General features: G+C 59.1%; 21 protein-coding genes. 5 read left to right on the top strand and 16 right to left on the bottom strand.

What is annotated here, in order from left to right; translation table 11 throughout:
* Positions 1–8: 8 nt before the first annotated feature.
* The 3 genes from PSH66_RS05020 to kdgD all read right to left on the bottom strand — a co-directional run bounded on the left by PSH66_RS05020 (position 9) and on the right by kdgD (position 3882).
* A complete protein-coding gene (locus PSH66_RS05020) occupies positions 9–1373 on the bottom strand; it encodes an MFS transporter (RefSeq protein ID WP_305428504.1) in 1365 nt (454 codons plus the stop codon).
* A 97-nt stretch (positions 1374–1470) separates the two neighbouring features.
* Positions 1471–2916, bottom strand: coding sequence for an aldehyde dehydrogenase family protein (locus tag PSH66_RS05015; protein WP_141064362.1), 1446 nt, complete (start codon positions 2914–2916; stop codon positions 1471–1473).
* A gap of 54 nt (positions 2917–2970) precedes the next feature.
* The gene (gene kdgD, locus PSH66_RS05010; protein WP_003171753.1) at positions 2971–3882 is read right to left on the bottom strand and encodes a 5-dehydro-4-deoxyglucarate dehydratase; all 912 of its coding nucleotides are present in this window, start codon (positions 3880–3882) and stop codon (positions 2971–2973) included.
* A gap of 234 nt (positions 3883–4116) precedes the next feature.
* Here kdgD and PSH66_RS05005 point away from each other — a divergent pair, with 234 nt between their 5' ends.
* Both PSH66_RS05005 and PSH66_RS05000 read left to right on the top strand, forming a co-directional pair.
* Complete coding sequence (locus PSH66_RS05005) at positions 4117–5274, top strand: phospholipase (protein WP_305428503.1); 1158 nt, start codon at positions 4117–4119, stop codon at positions 5272–5274.
* 171 nt (positions 5275–5445) lie between these two features.
* Entirely contained in the window at positions 5446–5808 is a 363-nt protein-coding gene (locus PSH66_RS05000) for a hypothetical protein (RefSeq protein ID WP_305428502.1), read from the top strand.
* A 9-nt stretch (positions 5809–5817) separates the two neighbouring features.
* On the opposite strand, the gene PSH66_RS04995 is transcribed toward PSH66_RS05000, so the two are convergent.
* The 8 genes from PSH66_RS04995 to rplM form a co-directional block, all read right to left on the bottom strand.
* Entirely contained in the window at positions 5818–6567 is a 750-nt protein-coding gene (locus tag PSH66_RS04995; protein WP_078731558.1) for a FadR/GntR family transcriptional regulator, read from the bottom strand.
* A gap of 157 nt (positions 6568–6724) precedes the next feature.
* Entirely contained in the window at positions 6725–7144 is a 420-nt protein-coding gene (locus PSH66_RS04990; RefSeq protein WP_003171749.1) for a ClpXP protease specificity-enhancing factor, read from the bottom strand.
* A 17-nt stretch (positions 7145–7161) separates the two neighbouring features.
* Positions 7162–7779: a glutathione S-transferase N-terminal domain-containing protein gene (locus PSH66_RS04985; RefSeq protein ID WP_003171748.1), complete on the bottom strand. Its 618-nt coding sequence runs from the start codon at positions 7777–7779 to the stop codon at positions 7162–7164.
* A 147-nt stretch (positions 7780–7926) separates the two neighbouring features.
* Positions 7927–8709: a cytochrome c1 gene (locus tag PSH66_RS04980; protein WP_003171747.1), complete on the bottom strand. Its 783-nt coding sequence runs from the start codon at positions 8707–8709 to the stop codon at positions 7927–7929.
* On the bottom strand, positions 8709–9920 hold the full coding sequence (locus tag PSH66_RS04975; RefSeq protein WP_003171746.1) for a cytochrome bc complex cytochrome b subunit: 1212 nt from the start codon (positions 9918–9920) through the stop codon (positions 8709–8711). Before PSH66_RS04975 ends, PSH66_RS04980 begins: the two co-directional genes overlap by 1 nt.
* Entirely contained in the window at positions 9920–10513 is a 594-nt protein-coding gene (petA, locus tag PSH66_RS04970) for a ubiquinol-cytochrome c reductase iron-sulfur subunit (protein WP_034095877.1), read from the bottom strand. The genes PSH66_RS04975 and petA overlap by 1 nt, the downstream gene beginning before the upstream one ends.
* Positions 10514–10779: 266 nt before the next feature.
* The gene (gene rpsI, locus PSH66_RS04965; protein WP_003171743.1) at positions 10780–11172 is read right to left on the bottom strand and encodes a 30S ribosomal protein S9; all 393 of its coding nucleotides are present in this window, start codon (positions 11170–11172) and stop codon (positions 10780–10782) included.
* A gap of 14 nt (positions 11173–11186) precedes the next feature.
* Complete coding sequence (rplM, locus tag PSH66_RS04960) at positions 11187–11615, bottom strand: 50S ribosomal protein L13 (protein WP_003171742.1); 429 nt, start codon at positions 11613–11615, stop codon at positions 11187–11189.
* Between the two features lie 248 nt (positions 11616–11863).
* Here rplM and PSH66_RS04955 point away from each other — a divergent pair, with 248 nt between their 5' ends.
* Entirely contained in the window at positions 11864–12904 is a 1041-nt protein-coding gene (locus PSH66_RS04955) for an NADP(H)-dependent aldo-keto reductase (RefSeq protein WP_003171741.1), read from the top strand.
* A 128-nt stretch (positions 12905–13032) separates the two neighbouring features.
* On the opposite strand, the gene PSH66_RS04950 is transcribed toward PSH66_RS04955, so the two are convergent.
* On the bottom strand, positions 13033–14169 hold the full coding sequence (locus tag PSH66_RS04950; RefSeq protein WP_078823256.1) for an acyl-CoA dehydrogenase family protein: 1137 nt from the start codon (positions 14167–14169) through the stop codon (positions 13033–13035).
* Positions 14170–14413: 244 nt separating this feature from the next.
* On the opposite strand from PSH66_RS04950, the gene PSH66_RS04945 reads away from it, so the two are divergent.
* Complete coding sequence (locus PSH66_RS04945; protein WP_181408626.1) at positions 14414–15310, top strand: GlxA family transcriptional regulator; 897 nt, start codon at positions 14414–14416, stop codon at positions 15308–15310.
* A gap of 131 nt (positions 15311–15441) precedes the next feature.
* Here the strand turns inward: PSH66_RS04945 and zapE are convergent, their stop codons facing one another.
* From zapE to PSH66_RS04930, 3 genes are all read right to left on the bottom strand, one after another.
* On the bottom strand, positions 15442–16536 hold the full coding sequence (zapE, locus tag PSH66_RS04940) for a cell division protein ZapE (protein ID WP_078731552.1): 1095 nt from the start codon (positions 16534–16536) through the stop codon (positions 15442–15444).
* Between the two features lie 79 nt (positions 16537–16615).
* Complete coding sequence (locus PSH66_RS04935) at positions 16616–17971, bottom strand: tryptophan--tRNA ligase (protein ID WP_141064359.1); 1356 nt, start codon at positions 17969–17971, stop codon at positions 16616–16618.
* A gap of 25 nt (positions 17972–17996) precedes the next feature.
* A complete protein-coding gene (locus PSH66_RS04930; protein WP_141064373.1) occupies positions 17997–18626 on the bottom strand; it encodes an alpha/beta hydrolase in 630 nt (209 codons plus the stop codon).
* Between the two features lie 146 nt (positions 18627–18772).
* Between PSH66_RS04930 and PSH66_RS04925 the strand changes: the two genes are divergently transcribed.
* The gene (locus PSH66_RS04925) at positions 18773–19210 is read left to right on the top strand and encodes a YhcB family protein (protein WP_003171734.1); all 438 of its coding nucleotides are present in this window, start codon (positions 18773–18775) and stop codon (positions 19208–19210) included.
* 151 nt (positions 19211–19361) lie between these two features.
* Here the strand turns inward: PSH66_RS04925 and PSH66_RS04920 are convergent, their stop codons facing one another.
* The gene (locus tag PSH66_RS04920) at positions 19362–21083 is read right to left on the bottom strand and encodes an ABC transporter ATP-binding protein/permease (protein WP_305428501.1); all 1722 of its coding nucleotides are present in this window, start codon (positions 21081–21083) and stop codon (positions 19362–19364) included.
* Positions 21084–21123: the final 40 nt, after the last annotated feature.

Here is a 21123-nt window from a genome sequence, read left to right as displayed (position 1 = left end):
GGTGCCTCTCAGGAATGCGCTTGGGTTAGGTTGTTCAACTCTGGCCCCTTGCTTGGCGGCTCTTTGAGTACTACACGCTTGATCGGGCCGACGATGACCAGGTAGCTGAACACCGCCACCAGCGCGTTGGTGCCGACGAACACCAGGGCCCACTTGAACGAGCCAGTGGTGCTGATGATGTAGCCGATCACGATCGGGGTGGTGATCGAGGCCAGGTTACCGAAGGTGTTGAACAGGCCGCCACTGAGGCCGGCGATTTGTTTCGGCGAGGTGTCGGACACCACCGCCCAACCGAGTGCGCCAACGCCCTTGCCGAAGAAGGCCAAGGCCATGAAACCCACCACCATCCACTCAACGTCGACGTAGTTACACGCAATGATGCTGCTGGACACCAGCAAACCGGCAATGATCGGCGCCTTGCGCGCGAAGGTCAGCGAATGGCCCTTGCGCAGCAGATAGTCGGAAATCACTCCGCCCAGCACGCCGCCGATAAACCCGCAAATCGCCGGTAAGGAGGCAATGAAACCGGCCTTGAGGATGGTCATGCCACGGTCCTGCACCAGGTACACCGGGAACCAGGTCAGGAAGAAGTAGGTGATGCCGTTGATGCAGTACTGGCCCAGGTAAACGCCCAGCATCATGCGGTTGGTCAGCAGTTGGCGGATGTAATCCCACTTCGGCCCGTCGGTTTTCTTACCCTTGCCCTTGTCCTGGTCCATATCGACCATCGCGCCATTGGCGGCGATATGATTGAACTCGGCTTCGTTGATCATCGGGTGCTGGCGCGGGCTGTGGATAACTTTCAGCCAGACCAGTGAAAACAGAATGCCAATCACGCCCATCACGATAAACACGTGCTGCCAGCCGAAGCGGTAGACGATCCAACCCATCAGCGGCGCGAACAACACCGTGGCGAAGTATTGCGCCGAGTTGAAGATCGCCGATGCCGTGCCGCGTTCAGCGGTGGGGAACCAGGCGGCGACAATTCGCGCATTACCCGGGAAGGACGGCGCTTCGGCCAGGCCCACCATGAAGCGCAGCATGAACAGCGCAACCACTGCGGTGGAGACACCGAACTCACCGACATAGCCTTGCAGCACGGTGAACAGTGACCAGGTGAAGATGCTCAGGGCATAGACTTTTTTCGAGCCGAAACGATCGAGCAGCCAGCCACCGGGAATTTGCCCGGCCACGTAGGCCCAACCGAATGCGGAGAAGATATAACCGAGGGTGACCGCGTCGATGCCGAGGTCTTTTTGCAGGCTGGAGCCCGCGATGGCGATGGTGGCCCGGTCGGCGTAGTTGATCGTGGTCACCAGGAACAGCATGAGCAGGATCAAATAGCGGACGTGGGTCGGCTTGGTCGCTTGCATGTAGATGTACTCCCACTAATTATTTTTTTTGCGGGTAATAGTTATGTGTGTTCAGTGTGGGAGCCGGCAGGCGTCCGGCTCCCACGGATACTGCGTGTTACGAACCGATGTAGCTGGTTTTCACCACGGTGTAGAACTCTTGCGCATAGCGACCTTGCTCACGCGACCCGTAGGACGAGCCCTTACGGCCACCGAATGGAACGTGATAGTCCACACCGGCGGTCGGCAGGTTGACCATTACCATCCCGGCCTGGGAGTGGCGCTTGAAGTGGTTGGCGTATTTCAGCGAAGTGGTGGCAATGCCCGCCGACAACCCGAACTCGGTGTCGTTGGCCATGGCCAGCGCCGCCTCGTAGTCCGCCACGCGCACTACGTTGGCCACCGGGCCGAAGATTTCTTCACGGCTGATGCGCATCTGGGCTTCGCTGTCGGCAAACAACGTCGGCGCCAGGTAGTAGCCTTCGGTGTCGCAGGTCACCAGGCCGCCACCGCTGACCAGCCGCGCACCTTCGCTTTGGCCGATGTCGATGTATTTCATGTCCTGGTCAAGCTGGGCCTGGGACACTACCGGGCCAATGTCGGTACCGCTTTTGAGCGCGTGGCCGACCTTGATTGACTTCATACGCTCAGCCATGGCTGCGACGAATTGGTCGTGAATACCGGCGGTGACAATCAAACGGCTCGATGCCGTGCAACGCTGGCCGGTGGAGTAGAACGCGCTCTGCACCGACAGCTCGACAGCCTGCTTGAGGTCGGCGTCGTCGAGAATGATCTGCGGGTTCTTGCCGCCCATTTCCAGTTGCACCTTGGCCTGGCGCGACACGCAGCTGACTGCGATCTGACGCCCCACACCGACGGAACCGGTGAAGCTGATGCCGTCGACTTTCGGGCTGTTGACCAGCACATCGCCGACCACACGGCCGCTGCCCATCACCAGGTTGAACACGCCGGCCGGGAAACCGGCGCGGGAAATAATTTCCGCCAGGGCCCAGGCACAGCCCGGCACCAGTTCGGCCGGCTTGATCACCACGCAGTTACCGTAGGCCAGGGCCGGGGCGATCTTCCACGCGGGGATGGCAATCGGGAAGTTCCACGGGGTGATCAAGCCGACCACGCCGAGGGCTTCGCGGGTCACTTCGACATTGACACCCGGACGCACCGACGGCACGTAGTCACCGGACAGACGCAGGCACTCGCCGGCGAAGAATTTAAAGATGTTACCGGCGCGGGTTACTTCGCCGATAGCCTCGGGCAGGGTCTTGCCCTCTTCACGGGCCAGCAGGGTGCCGAGTTCTTCGCGGCGCGCGAGAATTTCGCTGCCGACTTTATCCAACGCATCGTGGCGAGCCTGGATCCCGGAGGTGGACCAGGCCGGGAACGCGGCGCGGGCAGCATCGATAGCGGCGTTGACCTGAGCGACGTCGGCCTTGGCGTACTCGCCGATGACATCGGACAACTCCGATGGGTTGATATTGGCGCAATAGTCGGCGCCGGCCACCCACTGACCGTTGATATAGTTTTCATAACGCTTGGCTTGGGACACGAATCTTCTCCTGACGCAAAAGGCCGCTGATTGCTCAGCGGCCTTGTAGATAAGTTATTGCGGGCCTTGCTTGTCGATCAGCGCGGCCAGGGCTTCGTATTCTTCCGGCAGCAGGTCGGTCAACGGCGTGCGCACCGGGCCTGCGTCATAGCCGACGATTTTTGCACCGGCCTTGACGATGCTCACCGCATAACCGGCCTTGCGGTTACGGATGTCCAGGTACGGCAGGAAGAAGTCATCGATGATCTTGGCAACGGTGGCGTGATCGTCCTTGGCAATCGCGTGGTAGAAGTCCATCGCGGTTTTCGGGATGAAGTTGAACACCGCCGAGGAGTACACCGGCACGCCCAGAGCCTTGTAGGCAGCGGCGTAAACCTCTGCGGTCGGCAGGCCGCCGAGGTAGCTGAAACGGTCGCCGAGACGACGACGAATCGACACCATCAACTCGATGTCACCCAGGCCGTCCTTGTAGCCGATCAGGTTCGGGCAACGCTCGGCCAGGCGCTCCAGCAGCGGCGCGGTCAGGCGGCACACGTTGCGGTTGTAGACCACCACGCCGATGTTTACCGATTTGCAGACCGCTTCAACGTGGGCGGCAACGCCGTCCTGGCTGGCTTCGGTGAGGTAGTGCGGCAACAGCAGCAGGCCCTTGGCGCCGAGGCGTTCGGCTTCTTGCGCGTATTCGATCGCCTGGCGAGTAGCACCGCCGACACCCGCGAGGATCGGCACGCTGGTGGCGCAGGTGTCAACAGCGGTCTTTATCACTTGGGAATATTCGCTGGCGGCCAGGGAGAAAAACTCACCGGTGCCGCCGGCAGCGAACAGAGCAGTGGCGCCGTAAGGGGCCAGCCACTCAAGGCGCTTGATGTAGCCCGCCTGGTGGAAGTCACCCTGGGCATTGAAATCGGTCACGGGGAAAGACAGCAGACCGTGGGAAAGGATGGACTTCAGTTCTTGTGGATTCATTATTCGAACACCCTGGGTAAAGACTTTCTGTCGAAAGATTGTTGTCGGTTTTGGTGATGTCGTACGTCATCGTACAACTATAAAAAGATTCGTCAACTGCAATTCATCGACCTTCATCTTCAGGTTGGTCGATAAGTGCGCCCTTGACGTAGGAATTTCCCGATATATACTCGAATTAACTGTATATACATACAGCTATCAAGGAAGATTCCTACGACATAGCAAGGAGCTAACATGTCAGGTCTTGAACTCGCAGCCCCCGAAAAGAACCCACCTACCCTGCGTTTCGAAGGCGGCGAACACACCGCCATCGGCGACGATACCCTGTTGCGCTTCGCCAAGGACGCCCCGGCGATTCCCGCACGCCAAATCGAGCTGCACCTGCCCAACGGGCTGGCGCTGACCTACGGCCAAGTGATCGCTCTGGGTGGTGATTTCTATGGCATTCCCGGCCACCCCATCAGCGATGGCGCCTCCCCGGCTGAGCGGGTGCAACGCTTCAACGCCGCCTTCAACTCGCTGGCGGTATTGCCGGCATCACGGATGGAGGCCGGCAAGATTCTCGCCGTGATGCAAATGGAGATCAACGCGGTCAACCAGGCGATCAAGGATGGCAAACAACCCCACGAAGCCTACGATGCCCTCGGTGATACGTTGTCCGAGGAATGGAACCGCATCACCGGCGGCGGCAGCGCGGTTTCGGCGCTGATTCCCTTGGGGCGCTACCTGAAACTGGCGGCGGACAATGCCGACCACTTCGGTGAATGGGCCTTATCGGCGTACCTCGCCGGGCATACCGCAGCGCTGCAACAAGCGTTGGTGGCGCACCAGACCGGCACCGACCAGGCATTGGAGCTGGCTTACGCCATGAACGGCTTTGCTGATCACTTTTTGACCGACCTGTTTTCCGCAGGCCATCTGCGCGTGCCACGCAAGCAATTGGCTGCGGTGGTGACACCCAGCGAACTCGGTTCGCTGATCAGCCGCTTCATGCACGACGAAGACAGCAAGTTCGGGCTCAAGGTGCAAAATGCCATGGGCGATGAGTGGCACGCCTATGGGGACAAACGCTACTTCGACACCCTCGATGCGGCTAATCGGGCACAGGTCAAACGTGCGGTTCAAGCTTCCGCTGATGAAATCTTCGAAACCTTTATCAGCGGTGCAACGCCCTCCCCGGCCAATTTCAAGGCGCCGCTGTATGTACCGGACTTGAACGCCGCGCAAAATCCGGCGAACAATTTTTCGCCGTTGTTCAAAGTGGAGGATGACAAGGTGCTGCGTCGCAAGGACGTGAATGACTTGAACGACAAGCGCTGGACCAATGACTGGTGGGGGTGGAGTACGTATTTGTTGCTCAAGGACTATAAGCCAAACCACCCACAGCCCTGACGTAATCGGTCCCGTGTCGCCCTTGAGCAGCGCAGGGGACCGTCTGTCGTAACTGTAATTTCTAACAGTTACAGAACGCCTGGAAGAAGAAGGAGGATAACCCGCTGAAAGCTGAAGCCACGCTTCGGCGCTGATCAACAGCTACCGATGCAAACAAAAGGAGCGATCAACATGGAATACTCAAAACCAACTCTCGATGGAATTAAGCCAACAGGAGAACCGCCCGTTTATGAACTCGACTTCAAGGATTTGCCCGGTTTGACCCTGACGCTGCCTGATAACCCTGTCAGCGTTCGCGCAGTTTTATTGGAAACTGATCCAGAGGACACTCGTGATCTGGACAGCAAAGAGTACTTCGAAGCCCACGCGGGCAATGCGATCGAAATACCACGCATCGTCAGCTTCACCACGGCGCCGGATGACGAAACACAACAACGACTACCAGGCAAAACTGCGTGGCTGGCCTACGAGGTCCAAACCTACGGAGGACAGACTATCCTCTCCAAAAAAGTAGAAGTACGATTCAAAGGCTGAACGTGGTTATTACCCCCGCTGCGCCTGCGCCTCTTCATGCGCATGGCGCAGCCGCTCCCGGCTGTTGGTCAGGTGCAAACGCATCGCCGCACGCGCTGCATCCGAATCCTGACGGGCAATCGCTTCATAAATCTCTTCGTGTTCGCGGCTCAGACGCCCCATGTAATGCTGCTGGTCGTCATGAGCCAGGCGCGCCGAGTTCAGGCGGGTTCGCGGAATGATGCTGGTGCCCAGGTGAGTCATGATGTCGGTGAAATAGCGGTTGCCGGTGGACAGCGCAATTTCGAGGTGGAACGCGAAGTCGGAAGCGACCGCATCGCCCGCATGGGCGGCGCTTTCATTCAAGGCATCGAGCGCCGCGCGCATGGCCGCCAGTTGCTCGTCGCTGCGACGCAGTGCGGCCAGACCGGCCGACTCTACTTCCAGGCTGATGCGCAGCTCCAGGATCGCCAGCACATCACGCAGTGTGACCACCGTGGCCGGGTCGATGCGAAAACCGCTGGGGCTCGGCGTATCCAGTACAAAGGTGCCGATGCCGTGACGGGTTTCCACCTGCCCCGCCGCCTGCAGGCGCGAAATGGCTTCGCGTACCACCGTACGGCTTACACCGTGGGCTTGCATGATCGCCGATTCGGTGGGCAGTTTATCGCCCCGTTTAAGCTCGCCATCGCGGATCTGCTCGGACAACACCGTGACCAATTCCTGGGCAAGGCTGCGGCGCTTGCGGGGAAGACGAGGGGCGGTGTTGGCGTTTTCCATGATGGATCATCTTTCTCGGTGAACTTGAGCACGCATCATAGCCCATGGCGGTTGTACGATCACCGTCCGGGCACGACTTTCATCCATATCCTGCGCGCAAAAAAATGCCCCGACATCAATCGAGGCATTTTTCAGGCAGGTCTGACGGAAAAACCGCTTATTTGACCACTTTCAGACTCGGCCGGCCGCTTGGACGCGGTGGCTCGGAATCGGGCGGCGGCAGATCATCACCGTCTTCACTTTCGATCGTTTCGTCATCCTCGAAAGGCGACTCCAGATCGAACACCATGCCTTGGCCATTCTCCCGGGCGTAGATCCCGAGGATGGCGCCAATCGGTACGTACAGCGTGTGCGGCACACCGCCGAAACGCCCTTCGAAGCTGACTGCTTCATTGTCCATGTGCAGGTGGCGCACGGCACTGGGTGACACGTTCAGCACAATCTGCCCGTCACTGGCAAAACCCTGCGGTACCTGAACCGCAGGAAACTCGGAATTGACCAGCATGTGCGGGGTGCAATCGTTGTCCACAATCCACTCGTAGAGCGCGCGGACCAGGTAGGGTCGACTGGAGTTCATCAGCGGCTCCTTAAGCCTTAGCGCATATCGCGTTCGACACCAGACAGACTCGCCTGGAAAGCCTCACGCGCAAATTGGCGCTCCATGTAATCAAGCAACGGCTTGGCCGGCCGTGGCAGTTCAATGCCCAGGATCGGCAAACGCCAGAGTATCGGCAATAGGCAGCAATCCACCAAACTTTGTTCCTCACTGAGAAAAAAAGGTTTATCGGCGAACAACGGCGAAACGCCTGTCAGGCTTTCGCGCAATTCCTTACGCGCCACAACACGGGCCGCCTCTTTACTGCGCGAATCGAGTATCAGGTCCACCAGCCCACACCAGTCACGCTGGATCCGATGGATCAGCAGACGGCTGTTGGCACGCGCCACCGGATACACCGGCAGCAAAGGCGGATGCGGGTAACGCTCATCCAGGTATTCCATCACCACGGTCGACTCCCACAACGCCAAGTCACGATCGACCAGGGTGGGCAAGCTGCCGTAAGGGTTCACTTCGATCAGCTTCGGCGGATGACGACCCACCTCCACACTGATGATCTCGGCGCTGACACCCTTCTCTGCGAGCACGATACGTACCCGGTGGGAATAGTGGTCGGCGGGGTCGGAGTAACAGGCCAACCGATTGGTCACGCCCATGGCGGTCCTCCTCGCTTGTTGAAATTATTGAAAGCTCAAAAACGAGCGCGCCCAGAGAGCATCTCTGTAGTACCCGATAACCGGGTCGCTACGTGTTCAGAGATGCCGCTGGGCGCGCAAGATTAACAGCAATTGCTTACGGTTGGATCAATGCACATCCTTCCAGTATTCGCGCTTGAGCAGATAAGCGAATACGAAGAAGAAAGCCAGGTACAGCAAGACGTACGTACCGATGCGCTGATGTTGCAGTTTGACCGGGTTGGCCGAGTAGGCCAGGAAGGTCACCAGGTTCTTGACCTTCTCGTCAAACTGCTCTTCGTTCAGCGTACCGGTCTTGGGCACGATGGTCAGTTGATCGCATGCTTCATGAGTCAGAGGCGTACCGGTCAACGGATCATATTGCTTCTTGCCGTTATCAACGACCTGAACCTGCTTGCATCCTACCACTTGGCGACCCTGCAGGCCGACCAGAACGTTAGGCATGCCGACGTTCGGGAACACCTTGTTGTTCACACCCCAAGGGCGCGCCGGGTCTTCGTAGAAGGACTTGAGGTAGCCGTAGAGCCAGTCGGTGCCGCGCACGCGGGCTACCAGGGTCAGATCGGGCGGTGCAGCCCCGAACCAGGCCTTGGCGTCCGCCGGCTTCATGCCGATGTTCATGTGGTCGCCAATCTTGGCGCCGGTGAACACCAGTTTATCCAACATCAACTCGTGGGGGATGCCCAGGTCATCGGCCACGCGCTCATAACGCTGGAACTTGGCGCTATGGCAGCCCATGCAGTAGTTGGCGAAGGTGCGCGCGCCGTCTTGCAGGGCAGCCTTGTCAGACACGTCGATGTCGACTTTTTCCAGTTCCGGGCCACCGTGCTCGGCGGCGAAGGACAGTAGCGGCAGCGCCGCAAGCATCAATGCAACAAATAATTTTTTCATCAGCCAGTCACCCTTTCCGGAACCGGTTTGGTCTTCTCGAGCCGGGTGTAGAACGGCATCAGAATGAAGTAGGCGAAATACAGGAAGGTGCAGACCTGCGACAGCAACGTACGCTCAGGGGTTGGCGCCAGCACACCCAGCACGCCCAGGATCACGAATGCAATGCAGAACACCCACAGCCAGATCTTGCTCAGCCAGCCTTTGTAGCGCATGGACTTGACCGGGCTTCGGTCGAGCCAAGGCAGTACGAACAGCACCGCAATGGCCGCGCCCATGGCGATCACACCCATGAGCTTGTCGGGGATCGCCCGCAAGATCGCGTAGAACGGCGTGAAGTACCAGACCGGAGCAATGTGCTCAGGTGTCTTGAAGGCGTTGGCTTGTTCGAAGTTAGGCTTCTCCAGGAAATAACCGCCCATCTCCGGGAAAAAGAACACGATCGAGCAGAACACGAACAGGAACACTACGACGCCGACAATGTCTTTCACGGTGTAGTACGGGTGGAACGGAATGCCATCCAGCGGGATGCCGTTCTCGTCCTTGTGCTTCTTGATGTCCACGCCATCCGGGTTGTTGGAACCCACTTCGTGCAGCGCCAGGATGTGCAGCACCACCAGGCCCAGGATCACGATAGGCAGGGCCACGACGTGCAAGGCGAAAAAGCGGTTCAGGGTGATGCCCGAGATCAGGTAGTCACCGCGGATCCACTGGGTCAGGTCATTGCCGATCACCGGGATAGCACCGAACAGCGAGATGATCACCTGGGCGCCCCAGTACGACATCTGGCCCCATGGCAGCAGGTAACCCATGAAGGCTTCAGCCATCAGCGCCAGGTAGATCAGCATGCCGAAGACCCACACCAACTCACGCGGTTTCTGGTAGGAACCGTAGAGCAGACCACGGAACATGTGCAGATAGACCACGATGAAGAACGCCGAAGCGCCGGTGGAGTGCAGCAGGCGCAGGATCGAGCCGTACTCGACGTCACGCATGATGTATTCGACGGAGGCAAACGCCTCTTCCGCCGACGGGGTATAGCTCATTGTCAGCCAGACGCCGGTGACGATCTGGTTGACCAGCACCAGCAGGGCCAGGGAGCCGAAGAAGTAGAAGAAGTTGAAGTTTTTTGGCGCGTAATATTTGCTGAGATGGTCTTCCCACATTTTAGTGGCGGGAAAGCGCGCATCGACCCAATCCATGAACTTGCTCATCACGCGTTCTCCTTATCGAGGCCAATGACAATAAGGTCGTCAGTTTCGTAGGTATGTGGGGGCACGGGCAGGTTCAATGGAGCAGGCTGGGACTTGTAGACGCGACCGGCGAGGTCGTAGTGAGAACCGTGGCATGGGCAGAAATAACCGCCAACCCAGTCCTTGCCCAGGTCGACAGGCGCGACCTCCGGGCGAAACGTGGGCGAGCAACCCAGGTGGGTACACAGCCCGACCAGCAGCAGAATCTCTGGCTTGATCGAACGTGCTTCGTTTTTGGCGTAGGCGGGTTGGTCGGATTTCTCGGATTTCGGGTCGGACAACTGACCTTCGATCTTTTTCAGATTTCCCAGGATTTCCTCGGTACGACGAACAATGAATACCGGCTGGCCGCGCCATTCAGCAATCATTTGCTGGCCTGGCTCGATCTTGCTGACATTCACCTTCACCGGTGCACCTGCGGCTTTCGCCTTGGCACTGGGAAACCATGACCCCACGAACGGGACCGCAGCCCCCACCGCTCCTGCAGCACCCACCACGGATGTGGCTGCTACCAAGAAGCGACGCCGGCCTGCATTCACGCCGTCATTGCTCATTCAGTCCTCTCCCATCAGCTTTTTGGCCTGTTAAATCAGGCGTCTACTAAGTGTTGAATCTTTACTTATAAAAATTTTGACGGATGGTAATGAAAAGCCCCACGTATGACAAGGGAATTGCCCGGACCACTACCCCCAGGCCTTGTAGTATAGGGGGTCTACGGATGTGGCAAGTTGTCACGGTAAAAAATGTGCATAAATCGCAGGCAATAAAAAACGCCCAGCTCCGTGAGGTGGCTGGGCGTTTTTGTGGAACGTAAAGCGAATTAACGCTTCGAGTACTGCGGACGCTTACGCGCTTTACGCAGACCGACTTTCTTACGTTCAACTTCACGGGCATCGCGAGTCACGAAGCCAGCTTTGCGCAGAGCGCCACGCAGGGTTTCGTCGTACTGCATCAGAGCGCGAGTGATACCGTGGCGGATTGCGCCAGCTTGACCACTTACACCGCCACCGATAACGGTGACGTAGATGTCGAACTTTTCAACGGTCTCGGTCAATTCCAGCGGCTGACGAACTACCATGCGGGCAGTTTCGCGGCCGAAGAAGTTGTCCAGGGTGCGGTTGTTGATCGAGATGTTACCAGTGCCCGGACGCAGGAAAACGCGAGCGGTTGCGGTTTTGCGACGGCCAGTGCCGTAATTTTGAGTCGCCGACATAATGAACTATTCCGTTAAAACTTCAGTTCTTGGGGCTGCTGAGCAGCATGAGGGTGTACAGCGCCCGCATAGACTTTCAGCTTGCGAAACATATCGCGACCCAGAGGGCCCTTAGGCAGCATACCTTTGACCGCGATTTCGATCGGGGCTTCAGGCTTCTTGGAGATCAGGCCTTCAAAGTTCGAAGACTTGATACCGCCTGGGAAACCGGAGTGACGGTAGTACATTTTGTCTTGCGCTTTATTGCCGGTAACACGTACCTGCTCAGCGTTGATGATCACGATGTAGTCACCGGTGTCAACGTGAGGGGTGTACTCAGGCTTGTGCTTGCCACGCAGACGGCTGGCGACTTCAGTGGCCAGACGACCCAGGGTCTGACCAGCGGCGTCGACGACAAACCAGTCGCGCTGAACTGTTTCCGGTTTTGCAGTAAAAGTTGTCATTCTTTAATAGCCTCAGGGGCCGCCCTGTAAATTAGACGGCGGATCTTACTGAATAGTGCGTACTTTGACAAGTCAAAGGCAGCCGGATACAGACGCTATCGGGGGCTCGGGTCGGCGCGTCCGTTCAACGGCAAGATTCTTCGGCAGACGGCGCATCACTTCCACTGCAGAAAGAGGTGGGCAATTATGCAGATTGCGAAAAAAAATTCAACCTGCTTTTATGATTGTTTTCCCTGAAGGAGTACCCGATGGATTATCGACAGCTGGGCCGTACGGATCTGAACGTGAGCGCGATAGCCTTGGGCACCATGACCTGGGGCGAGCAGAACAGCGAGGCAGAGGCCTTCGCGCAGATCGAGCGGGCCAAGGCCGCGGGGATCAACTTCCTCGATACGGCGGAAATGTACCCGGTGCCGCCCAAGGCCGACACCTACGCCACCACCGAGCGCTACATCGGCAATTATTTCAAAAGCCGTGGCGATCGCGCCGACTGGATCCTCGCCAGCAAGATCGCGGGCCCTGGCAACACCATCGACTACATCCGTGACGGCTACCTGCGTCACAACCGCAAGCACATCGCCCAAGCCCTGGATGCCAGCCTCAAGCGCCTGCAAACCGACTGGATCGACCTCTACCAACTGCACTGGCCGGAGCGCAGCACCAACTTCTTCGGCCAACTGAGCTACAAGCACAAGGACGAAGACGACCTGACCCCGCTGGAGGAAACCCTCGAAGCGCTGGACGAGCAGGTCAAGGCCGGGAAAATCCGCCACATCGGCCTGTCCAACGAAACCCCGTGGGGCACCATGAAGTTCCTGGCCCTGGCCGAAGCCCGTGGCTGGCCGCGCGCGGTGTCGATCCAGAACCCCTACAACCTGCTCAACCGCAGCTTTGAAGTGGGCCTGGCGGAAGTTGCCATTCGCGAACAATGTGGTCTGTTGGCTTATTCGCCCCTGGCATTCGGTATGCTCAGTGGCAAGTACGAGGGCGGCGCACGTCCGGCCAAAGCACGCCTGACCGAATACAGCCGCTTCAGCCGCTATTTCAACCCGCAGTCGGAAACGGCCTGCAGCCGTTATGTGGCCCTGGCGCGCGAGCACGGTTTGGACCCGGCACAGATGGCGTTGGCGTTTGTGACGCAGCAGCCGTTCGTGACCAGCAATATCATTGGCGCCACATCGCTGGAGCAGTTGGACAGCAACATCGCCAGTGCCGAGCTGAAACTCTCGAAAGAGGTGCTGGAGGGGATCGAGGCGATTCAGAAGGATCATCCTAATCCGGCGCCTTGACTGACCTTTAGGCCGCCATCGGGAGCAAGTCGAATCGTCGCACCGCCCCTCCCACATTTGACTGGGTTCACAAGTTCAAGTGTGGGAGGAGCTTGCCCCCGACGAGGCCCTCAAGGGGCACCCCAAAATCAAAGCGCCCGCGCAATGATCTCCTTCATGATCTCATTGGTCCCCGCATAAATACGCTGCACCCGCGCATCCGCCCAGGCACGGGCAATCGGGTATTCCCACATGAAGCCGTAGCCGCCGTGCAGCTGCACGCACTCATCGAGCACCTTGCATTGCAGGTCCGTGGCCCAGTACTTGGCCATCGCCGCCGTGGGTACGTCCAGCTTGCCTTGCAGGTGCAACGCCATGCACTGGTCGATGAATACCCGGCCGATCTGAATTTCGGTGGCCATCTCCGCCAGCTTGAAGCGCGTGTTCTGAAAGTCGGCAATCGCCTTGCCGAACGCCTTGCGCTCGCGGGTATATTCCAAGGTCCATTGCAACGCGGCTTCGGCGGATGACAAGGCACCGATTGCCACCGTCAGACGCTCCTGCGGCAGCTCCTGCATCAAATACGCGAAGCCCATGCCTGCCTGGCCCAGCAGGTTCTCCTTGGGCACGCGTACGTCCTGAAAGAACAGCTCCGAGGTGTCCTGGGCCTTCATGCCTACCTTCTCCAGGCGTTTGCCCTTGGCGAAGCCCGGCGTATCGGCCTGTACCAGGAACAGGCTGGTGCCCTTGGCGCCCGCCTTGGGATCGGTCTTGGCCACCACGATCACCAGGTCAGCCAGATAGCCGTTGGTAATGAACGTCTTGGAGCCGTTGATCACATACTCATCGCCGTCCAGCACGGCGCTGGTCTTGACCCCTTGCAGGTCGGAGCCGGCACCCGGCTCGGTCATCGCAATGGCAGTGACCATGTCGCCGGCGATCAATTTGGGCAGGTACTTGTGCTTCAGCGCCTCGCTGCCGTAATGCAGGATGTAAGGCGCGACGATATCCGAATGCAGGGAAAAGCCGATGCCGGTCAGGCCCAGCCGACTGATCTCCTCGATCACCACCGCACTGTAGAGAAAGTCCGCCCCCAGGCCGCCATATTCCTCCGGCAGATGGGAGCACAGCATCCCGGCCTCCCCCGCCTTGCGCCACAGTTCGCGGTCGATATAACCCTGCTTTTCCCATTGCCCATGGAAAGGCGCGGCGTCTTTTTCGAGGAAGGTGCGCACGCTCTCGCGAAAGAGCTCGTGCTCCGGACTGAATAAAGTTCTGGGAATCATGGGTCACCTGTGTGGATTGTCGGACAAAGGCCAGCCAACAGAGCCTAGGCCGCGAAAGCGTCACGGGACACTGGACACATGCGACAAAAAATAAGACGATCCAGCCGTCTGGTGACCACTTTCCCCTATAAGAATAAATGAAATTATGTCTAACCAAATCTCCACGCCCTTGCGGCGCGTCAGCATTTTGGCCATTGATCGGGTATTCGCGTCCACCCTCATGCAAGCCAAGGATTTCTTCCATCTGGCCAGCCTGCGCCATGGCAAACAACTCGGCCAGGGCCTTACGCCCGCGTTCGAAACGCGCCTGGTCAGCCCCGACGGCAAGTCTGTGCGCAGTTTCAGCGACGTGATCATGCCGGTCGACGGTGGCCTGGAAGACGCCGACATCATCGTACTGCCGGCCTTCTGGGATGACTTTGACGCGCTCTGCGTGCGCTACCCACAAGTGCTGCCGTGGTTACGCGAACAACACGCCCGCGGCGCCGTACTCTGTGGCGAAGCGACCGGCGTGTTCTGGCTGGCCGAGGCGGGATTGCTCGATGGCAAGGAGGCGACCACCTACTGGCGCTTCTTCAACGCCTTCGCCGAACGTTTCCCCAAGGTACAACTCAACCAGGACAAGCACCTCACCGACGCCGACAACCTGTATTGCGCCGGCGGGACCACCTCGGCGTGCGACCTCTACATCTACCTGATCGAACGATTCTGCGGCGCCAACATCGCCCAGGCCGTGGCCCGCGATATTCTCTACGAAGTGCAGCGCAACTATGCGCCGGGGCGTATCGGGTTTGGCGGGCAGAAACTGCACCAGGATGTGATCATCCTGCAGATCCAGCATTGGCTCGAAGAGCATTTCGCCGACAAGTTCCGCTTCGAAGACGTCGCCCGCGAACACGGCATGAGCATCCGCAACTTCATGCGCCGCTTCCAGACCGCTACCGGCGACAAGCCGCTGCACTACCTGCAACGCCTGCGTATCGAGACAGCCAAGGGCCTGCTCTCGGGCAGCCGCAAGAGCATCAAGACCATCAGCTATGAGGTGGGTTACGACGATGCGAGCTTCTTTGCACGGCTGTTCAGGCAGCACACGGAGCTGTCGCCGAACCAGTATCGCCAGCAATTCCAGCAGGCCGCGTAGCCCCAGCCAAACACAGTAAAACAAGTGGGAGGGGGCTTGCTCCCGATAGCAGAGTGTCAGTCACTGAAGATGTTGACTGATCCACCGCTATCGGGAGCAAGCCCCCTCCCACATTTTGATCTGCATTTGACCTAGGGCTTGTGACCGCGCGACAGGAACTCGTGGGACTGCATTTCCAGCAAGCGGCTCAGGGTACGCTGGAACTCGAAGTTCAAGCGGCCACCGGTGTAAAGATCCTTGAGCTCAACTTCCGCCGAGATGATCAGCTTGACGTTGCGATCGTAGAACTCGTCGACCATGTTGATGAAGCGGCGCGCGATGTCGTCGGTGGTGACGCCCATCTGCTCGACGCCGCTCAAGATCACCGCGTGGAAAATCTTGCCCAGCTCGATGTAGTCGTTCTGGCTGCGCGGGCCGTCGCACAGTTGGCGGAATTCGAACCAGGCCACGTCATCACAGGTACGCAGCGCGATCATCTCGCGGTTCTCGATCATCAGCTTGTCGTTTTCCACCGCCTGGGTGCATTCCGGCGTGAGGGCACGGAAGCTTTTGCGCAGGCTGTCGTGGGCCGCTTCGTTCAGCGGATAGTGGTACAGCTCCGCTTGCTCGAGGTGACGCAGGCGATAGTCGACGCCGCTGTCGACGTTGACGATGTCGGTGTTCTGCTTGATCAGCGCGATGGCCGGCAGGAAGCGCGCGCGCTGCAGGCCGTCCTTGTACAGGCCGTCCGGCACGATGTTCGAGGTGGCCACCAGTGTCACGCCGTTCTTGAACAGCTCTTCCATCAACGTGCCGAGGATCATGGCGTCGGTGATGTCGGACACGAAGAACTCATCGAAGCAGATGACCCGCGCCTCGTCGGAAAAGCGCTTGGCGATGATGGTCAGCGGGTTTTTCTCGCCCGGCAAGGTCTTCATCTCTTCGTGCACGCGCTTCATGAAGCGGTGGAAGTGCGTGCGGACCTTTTCCTTGAACGGCAGCGCTTCAAAGAAGGTGTCGACCAGGTAGGTCTTGCCACGGCCCACGCCACCCCAGAAGTACAGGCCCTTGACCGGCGTGCGGTCTTTCTTGCCAAACAGCTTGCTGAGCATCCCTGGCTTGCTTTGCGAGGCCGCGACCAGGTCGTCATACAGGCGCTGCAGATGACGCACCGCCGTTTCCTGGGCCGCGTCATGGAAGAATTCAGGGCGTTTCAGATCAGCTTGATATCGTTCTAGGGGCGTCATAATTTCGTTAGCAAGGCAACAAAAACGGGCCGACACTGTAACGACGGCCCTGGATAATGGCAATCAACCCTTGGTCGGGTTAATCCTCGATGGGGGTCAACGCAGTGCGCAAGGCTTCAATGGCTGCGTCACGCGAGGCGCCGTCGGCGAACTCGGCACTGTCGGCCACCGCGGCGCCGTCCAGCCAGACGCTGAAGCTCAGGGCGTCGGAGCGTACATCCAAAGCATCACCGCTTTGCAGTTGCTTGGTCACCGCGCCCGCCGCTTTGCCGTCGGCAAAGTTGCGTGACAGCAGCAATTGCTCGCCGTCGGCCGCCAGCAGGCGGAAACGGAAGCTGCCGTCGTCTTCGCGAAAGCTCACAAAACGCGCGGCTTTCGCGGCTTTCTTTTTGCTGGCGACCGGCGCCGCAGCCTGGTTGACGAACGAACGCAGGCCCACCGCTTCACGCAGCTCGGCCAGGAACGGCGCGGCCACGGCACGGGCTTTTTTGGCGCCAACCAGCAACAGGTCTTCCATGTCCGATGGGCGCGACATCAGTTGATGGTAACGCTCGCGGGCTTCACCCAACTGGCCGTCGAGCAGTTGGAACAGACGATTCTTCGCCTCACCCCAGCCCAGACCTTGCAGGAGTTCGGCGCGGAATTCCTCTTCCTGGGCCTTGCTCGCAAACGCCTGGTACAGGGTGAACAGGTGTGAGTTATCCGGGTCCTTGGCTTCGCCGGGGGCGCGCGAGTCGGTGACGATGCGCGAGATCGCGTCCTTCATGTCCTTGGCGCTGGTGAACAACGGGATGGTGTTGTCGTAGCTCTTGGACATCTTGCGGCCGTCCAGGCCCGGCAAGGTGGCGACGCTTTCTTCGATCAATGCCTCAGGCATGGTGAAGAATTCTTTGCCATTGCCGAACAGGTGGTTGAAACGCTGGCCGATGTCACGGGCCATTTCCACGTGCTGGATCTGGTCGCGCCCCACCGGCACCTTGTGCGCGTTGAACATCAGGATGTCCGCCGCCATCAGTACCGGGTAGCTGTACAGCCCCATGGTGATGCCCGCGTCCGGGTCTTCGCCGGCTTCCACGTTCTTGTCCACCGAGGCCTTGTAGGCGTGGGCGCGGTTGAGCAGGCCCTTGGCGGCCACGCAGGTCAGCAACCAGGTCAGTTCGGGAATTTCCGGAATGTCGGACTGACGGTAGAAGGTCACCCGGTTCACATCCAGGCCACCGGCCAGCCAGGTCGCGGCGATTTCCATACGCGAGCGCTGGATGCGCTGCGGGTCATCGCATTTGATCAGGGCGTGGTAGTCGGCCAGGAAGTAGAAGGAGTCGGCATTCGCATCCTGGCTGGCAAGAATCGCGGGGCGGATCGCACCCGCGTAGTTGCCCAGGTGCGGCGTGCCGGTGGTGGTGATGCCGGTGAGGATACGGGTACGCGTCGTCATGGGGTAATCGCTTATCAGACTGCTATCAATTCGAGAGGCGCGGCAGCACCAGATCCTTCAGATCGGTGAGCTTGCCATGAAAAAAGTGCCCGCATTCTGCCACTTTCAGCAGCTCATGGGGGCGTTTCAGGGCCGCGGACCAGTCGTAGACGAGTTGCGGGTCGACCACTTCGTCGGTTTCCGGCTGGATCAGGGTCAACGGGCAGCCTTGAGGCAGCGCATCCGTGTCGCGCAGGCGCATCACGGCGGCGGCGACCATGAACAGGTGTGCGAGTTTTTCGCCCTTGGCTTCCAGACGGCCACCGAGGCTGGCGGCCACGTAGCCACCGAAGGAAAAACCGAGCAAGGTGATCGGCAGATTCGGGTGTTTTTCGCGCAACCAGGTGACGGCCGCTTCGGCATCGTCGACTTCGCCGGTGCTCATGTCGTGGCTGCCGGCACTTGCACCGACGCCACGGTAATTGAAACGCAAAGTAATCAAACCGGCATCGCGGGCGGTGCGTTGCAGGGTCGAAACGACTTTATTGAGCATGGTCCCGCCCTGCACCGGGTTGGGGTGGCAGATCAGCGCCAGGCCACGTGGCTCGGGGTGATCGAGGTACAAGGCTTCCAGTTGACCCACCGGGCCATCGATCAAAACGGGGGTTTCACGCATGAGCAAGGATGAACTCCGTGACCTCTCAAAGGGTCGACTCGTCTAGCTAAAAGTCTGTGCATGGCATCATTGCGAGCTTAATCGCGGTATACAGCGCAGGTCCGAGCCGTTAACGTAAAGCAAAGCCGTTTATAGAGGAAGGACTCGTGGAACACTCGCTCTTAGTTTGGTTGTTGCCGACTCTTGCCCTGGTTGCCGGTGTCGCCATTGGATTCCTGGTTGCTCGCCTGCTGCCGAATGCCGCGCCTAACCGCACGCAGCGTCAGCTGGATGACATTCAGGAACGTTTTGACAGTTATCAGAACGAGGTTGTTACCCACTTCAATAGCACCGCCACCCTGGTCAAGAAGCTCACCCAGAGCTACCAGGAAGTACAGGATCATCTCGCCGATGGCGCAAACCGCCTGGCCCTCGACGACATCACCCGTCAGCGCCTGCTGGCCGCGCTGCATTCCGATGCACCGCAAACCCCACGGGAACGCCTGACCCCACCCCGGGAAAACCAGGAGCCACCAAGGGACTACGCGCCAAAAACGCCAAACGCCCCTGGCATGCTCGATGAGCATTACGGCTTGAAGAAGTAAGTTATTTTCAAGCGACACAAAAAAGCCCGGCTGATCGATGATCAGCCGGGCTTTTTTTGTTGCCGCTCACTCGCGAAAACACTGAGGTCAAATGTGGGAGGAGCGGTGCGACGATTCGACTTGCACCCTCCCACATTGACCGAGCAAGGCTTTAAACCGGTTGCTCCTGAAGCCAGCCACCCTCAATCCGCACATGCCGCCCGTGGAAACGCTTGAGACTGCTGCGATGCCCGACGCTGACGATGCTCAGCCCCGGCAGTTCATCGATCAACGCCTGGTACAACGTCGCCTCATCCTCTTCATCCATGGCCGAGGTAGCCTCATCCATGTACAGCCATTGCGGCGCGTACAACAAGGCGCGGGCGAACGCCAGGCGCTGTTGCTCGCCCGGTGAGAGCATGCGCTGCCAGTGATTGGCTTCGTCCAGGCGTTCGACCAGATGTGGCAAGCGGCAAGTTTCCAGGACCTGTGCATAACGTTCTGCCGAGTAGACGCTGTCGTCCTGTGGATAACTCAACACGGCCTTGAGTGTGCCAATCGGCAGGTAGGGCTTCTGCGGCAGGAACAGGTAACGTTTGGCCGGCAGACGAATGCTGCCGTGACCTGCCGGCCAGAGATGGCCCATCGCGCGCAACAGCGTACTCTTGCCGCTGCCGGAACGGCCGCTGAGCATGACGCGCTCACCCGGCTCCACACTCATGTTGGCGTCCGTCAGCAAGTGGCGGCCATCGGCCAGATTCATGCCCAAGCCTTGCACCACCAGGCGTTCGCCCTGCGCACTCACATCGATGGCCGCCGGGCGCTGCTCGTTTTCGGTCATGGCCTGCTGGAAACTCAGCAGACGGTCGCTGGTCGCACGCCAGCCGGCCAGATCGGAGTAGGCGCTGATAAACCAGCTGAAGTTGCCCTGCACATTGCCGAACGCCGAGTTGATCTGCATCAGCTCGCCCAGTTCGATCTTGCCGGAAAAGTAACGTGGCGCTGCCACAATAAACGCAAAGACGGTCGCAATCTGCTCGTAGCCCGCGGTGAAGAACGTCAGACGCTTGGAGACTTTCATGATGTCCCAGTAGTTATGCCAGACCTTGCCGAAACGTGCGCTCAGACGCTGATTCTCGTTGGGCTCGCCGTTGTACAGGGCGATGCTCTCGGCATTCTCCCGCACTCGCACCATGGAAAAACGCAGGTCCGCTTCGAACCGTTGTTGCTGGTTGCTCAAGCCGATCAAACGACGGCCGATCAGGTGCGTCAGCCAACTGCCGACGGCGGCGTAGACCAGCGCACACCAGAACATGTAGCCGGGAATGGTGATACCGAACACTTCAATGCTGCCCGACACGCCCCACAGGATGACGGAAAACGACACCAGGCTGACGACATTGCGCAACAGCCCAAGGCCCAGGCTCAAGGTATTGGAAGTGAAGCTGTTAAGGTCTTCGGAGATCCGCTGGTCCGGGTTATCGGTATAGCCGCCCTGCTCCAGCTGATAGTAGTTCTTGTGCCCCAGCCAGCGCGCAAAGTGCTTTTCGGTGAGCCACGCCCGCCAGCGAATGGTCAGCATCTGGGTCAGGTACAGGCGGTACACCGCGCCGAGAATCGCCACCGCCGCAATGCCGCAGAAATAGAGGATCTGCTGCCAGAAGGCTGCGGTGTCCTTGTTCTCCAGCGCGTTGTAGAAGTCCTTGTACCAATGGTTGAGCCACACGGAAATGGCCACGCTGAACAGCGACAAGCCAATCACCACGGCCAGCAGCAACCAGGCCTTGCCCTTCTCTTCGCTGCGCCAGTACGGCGTGATCATCGCCCAGGTTCGACGGAAAAACTGCCCACGCACCGCGTCGTTGACCGCAGAGTACTCAGCGTTCTGATTCATTGTTCAGGCTCGGTAGGAAAAAGGTGACAGGCGTTTGAAC

The sequence above is a fragment of the Pseudomonas sp. FP597 genome, from assembly GCF_030687435.1.
Lineage (GTDB): Bacteria > Pseudomonadota > Gammaproteobacteria > Pseudomonadales > Pseudomonadaceae > Aquipseudomonas > Aquipseudomonas lactucae.
The sequence above is the reverse complement of the archived record's forward strand: the minus strand, read 5'-3'. Positions and strand labels throughout refer to the sequence as shown.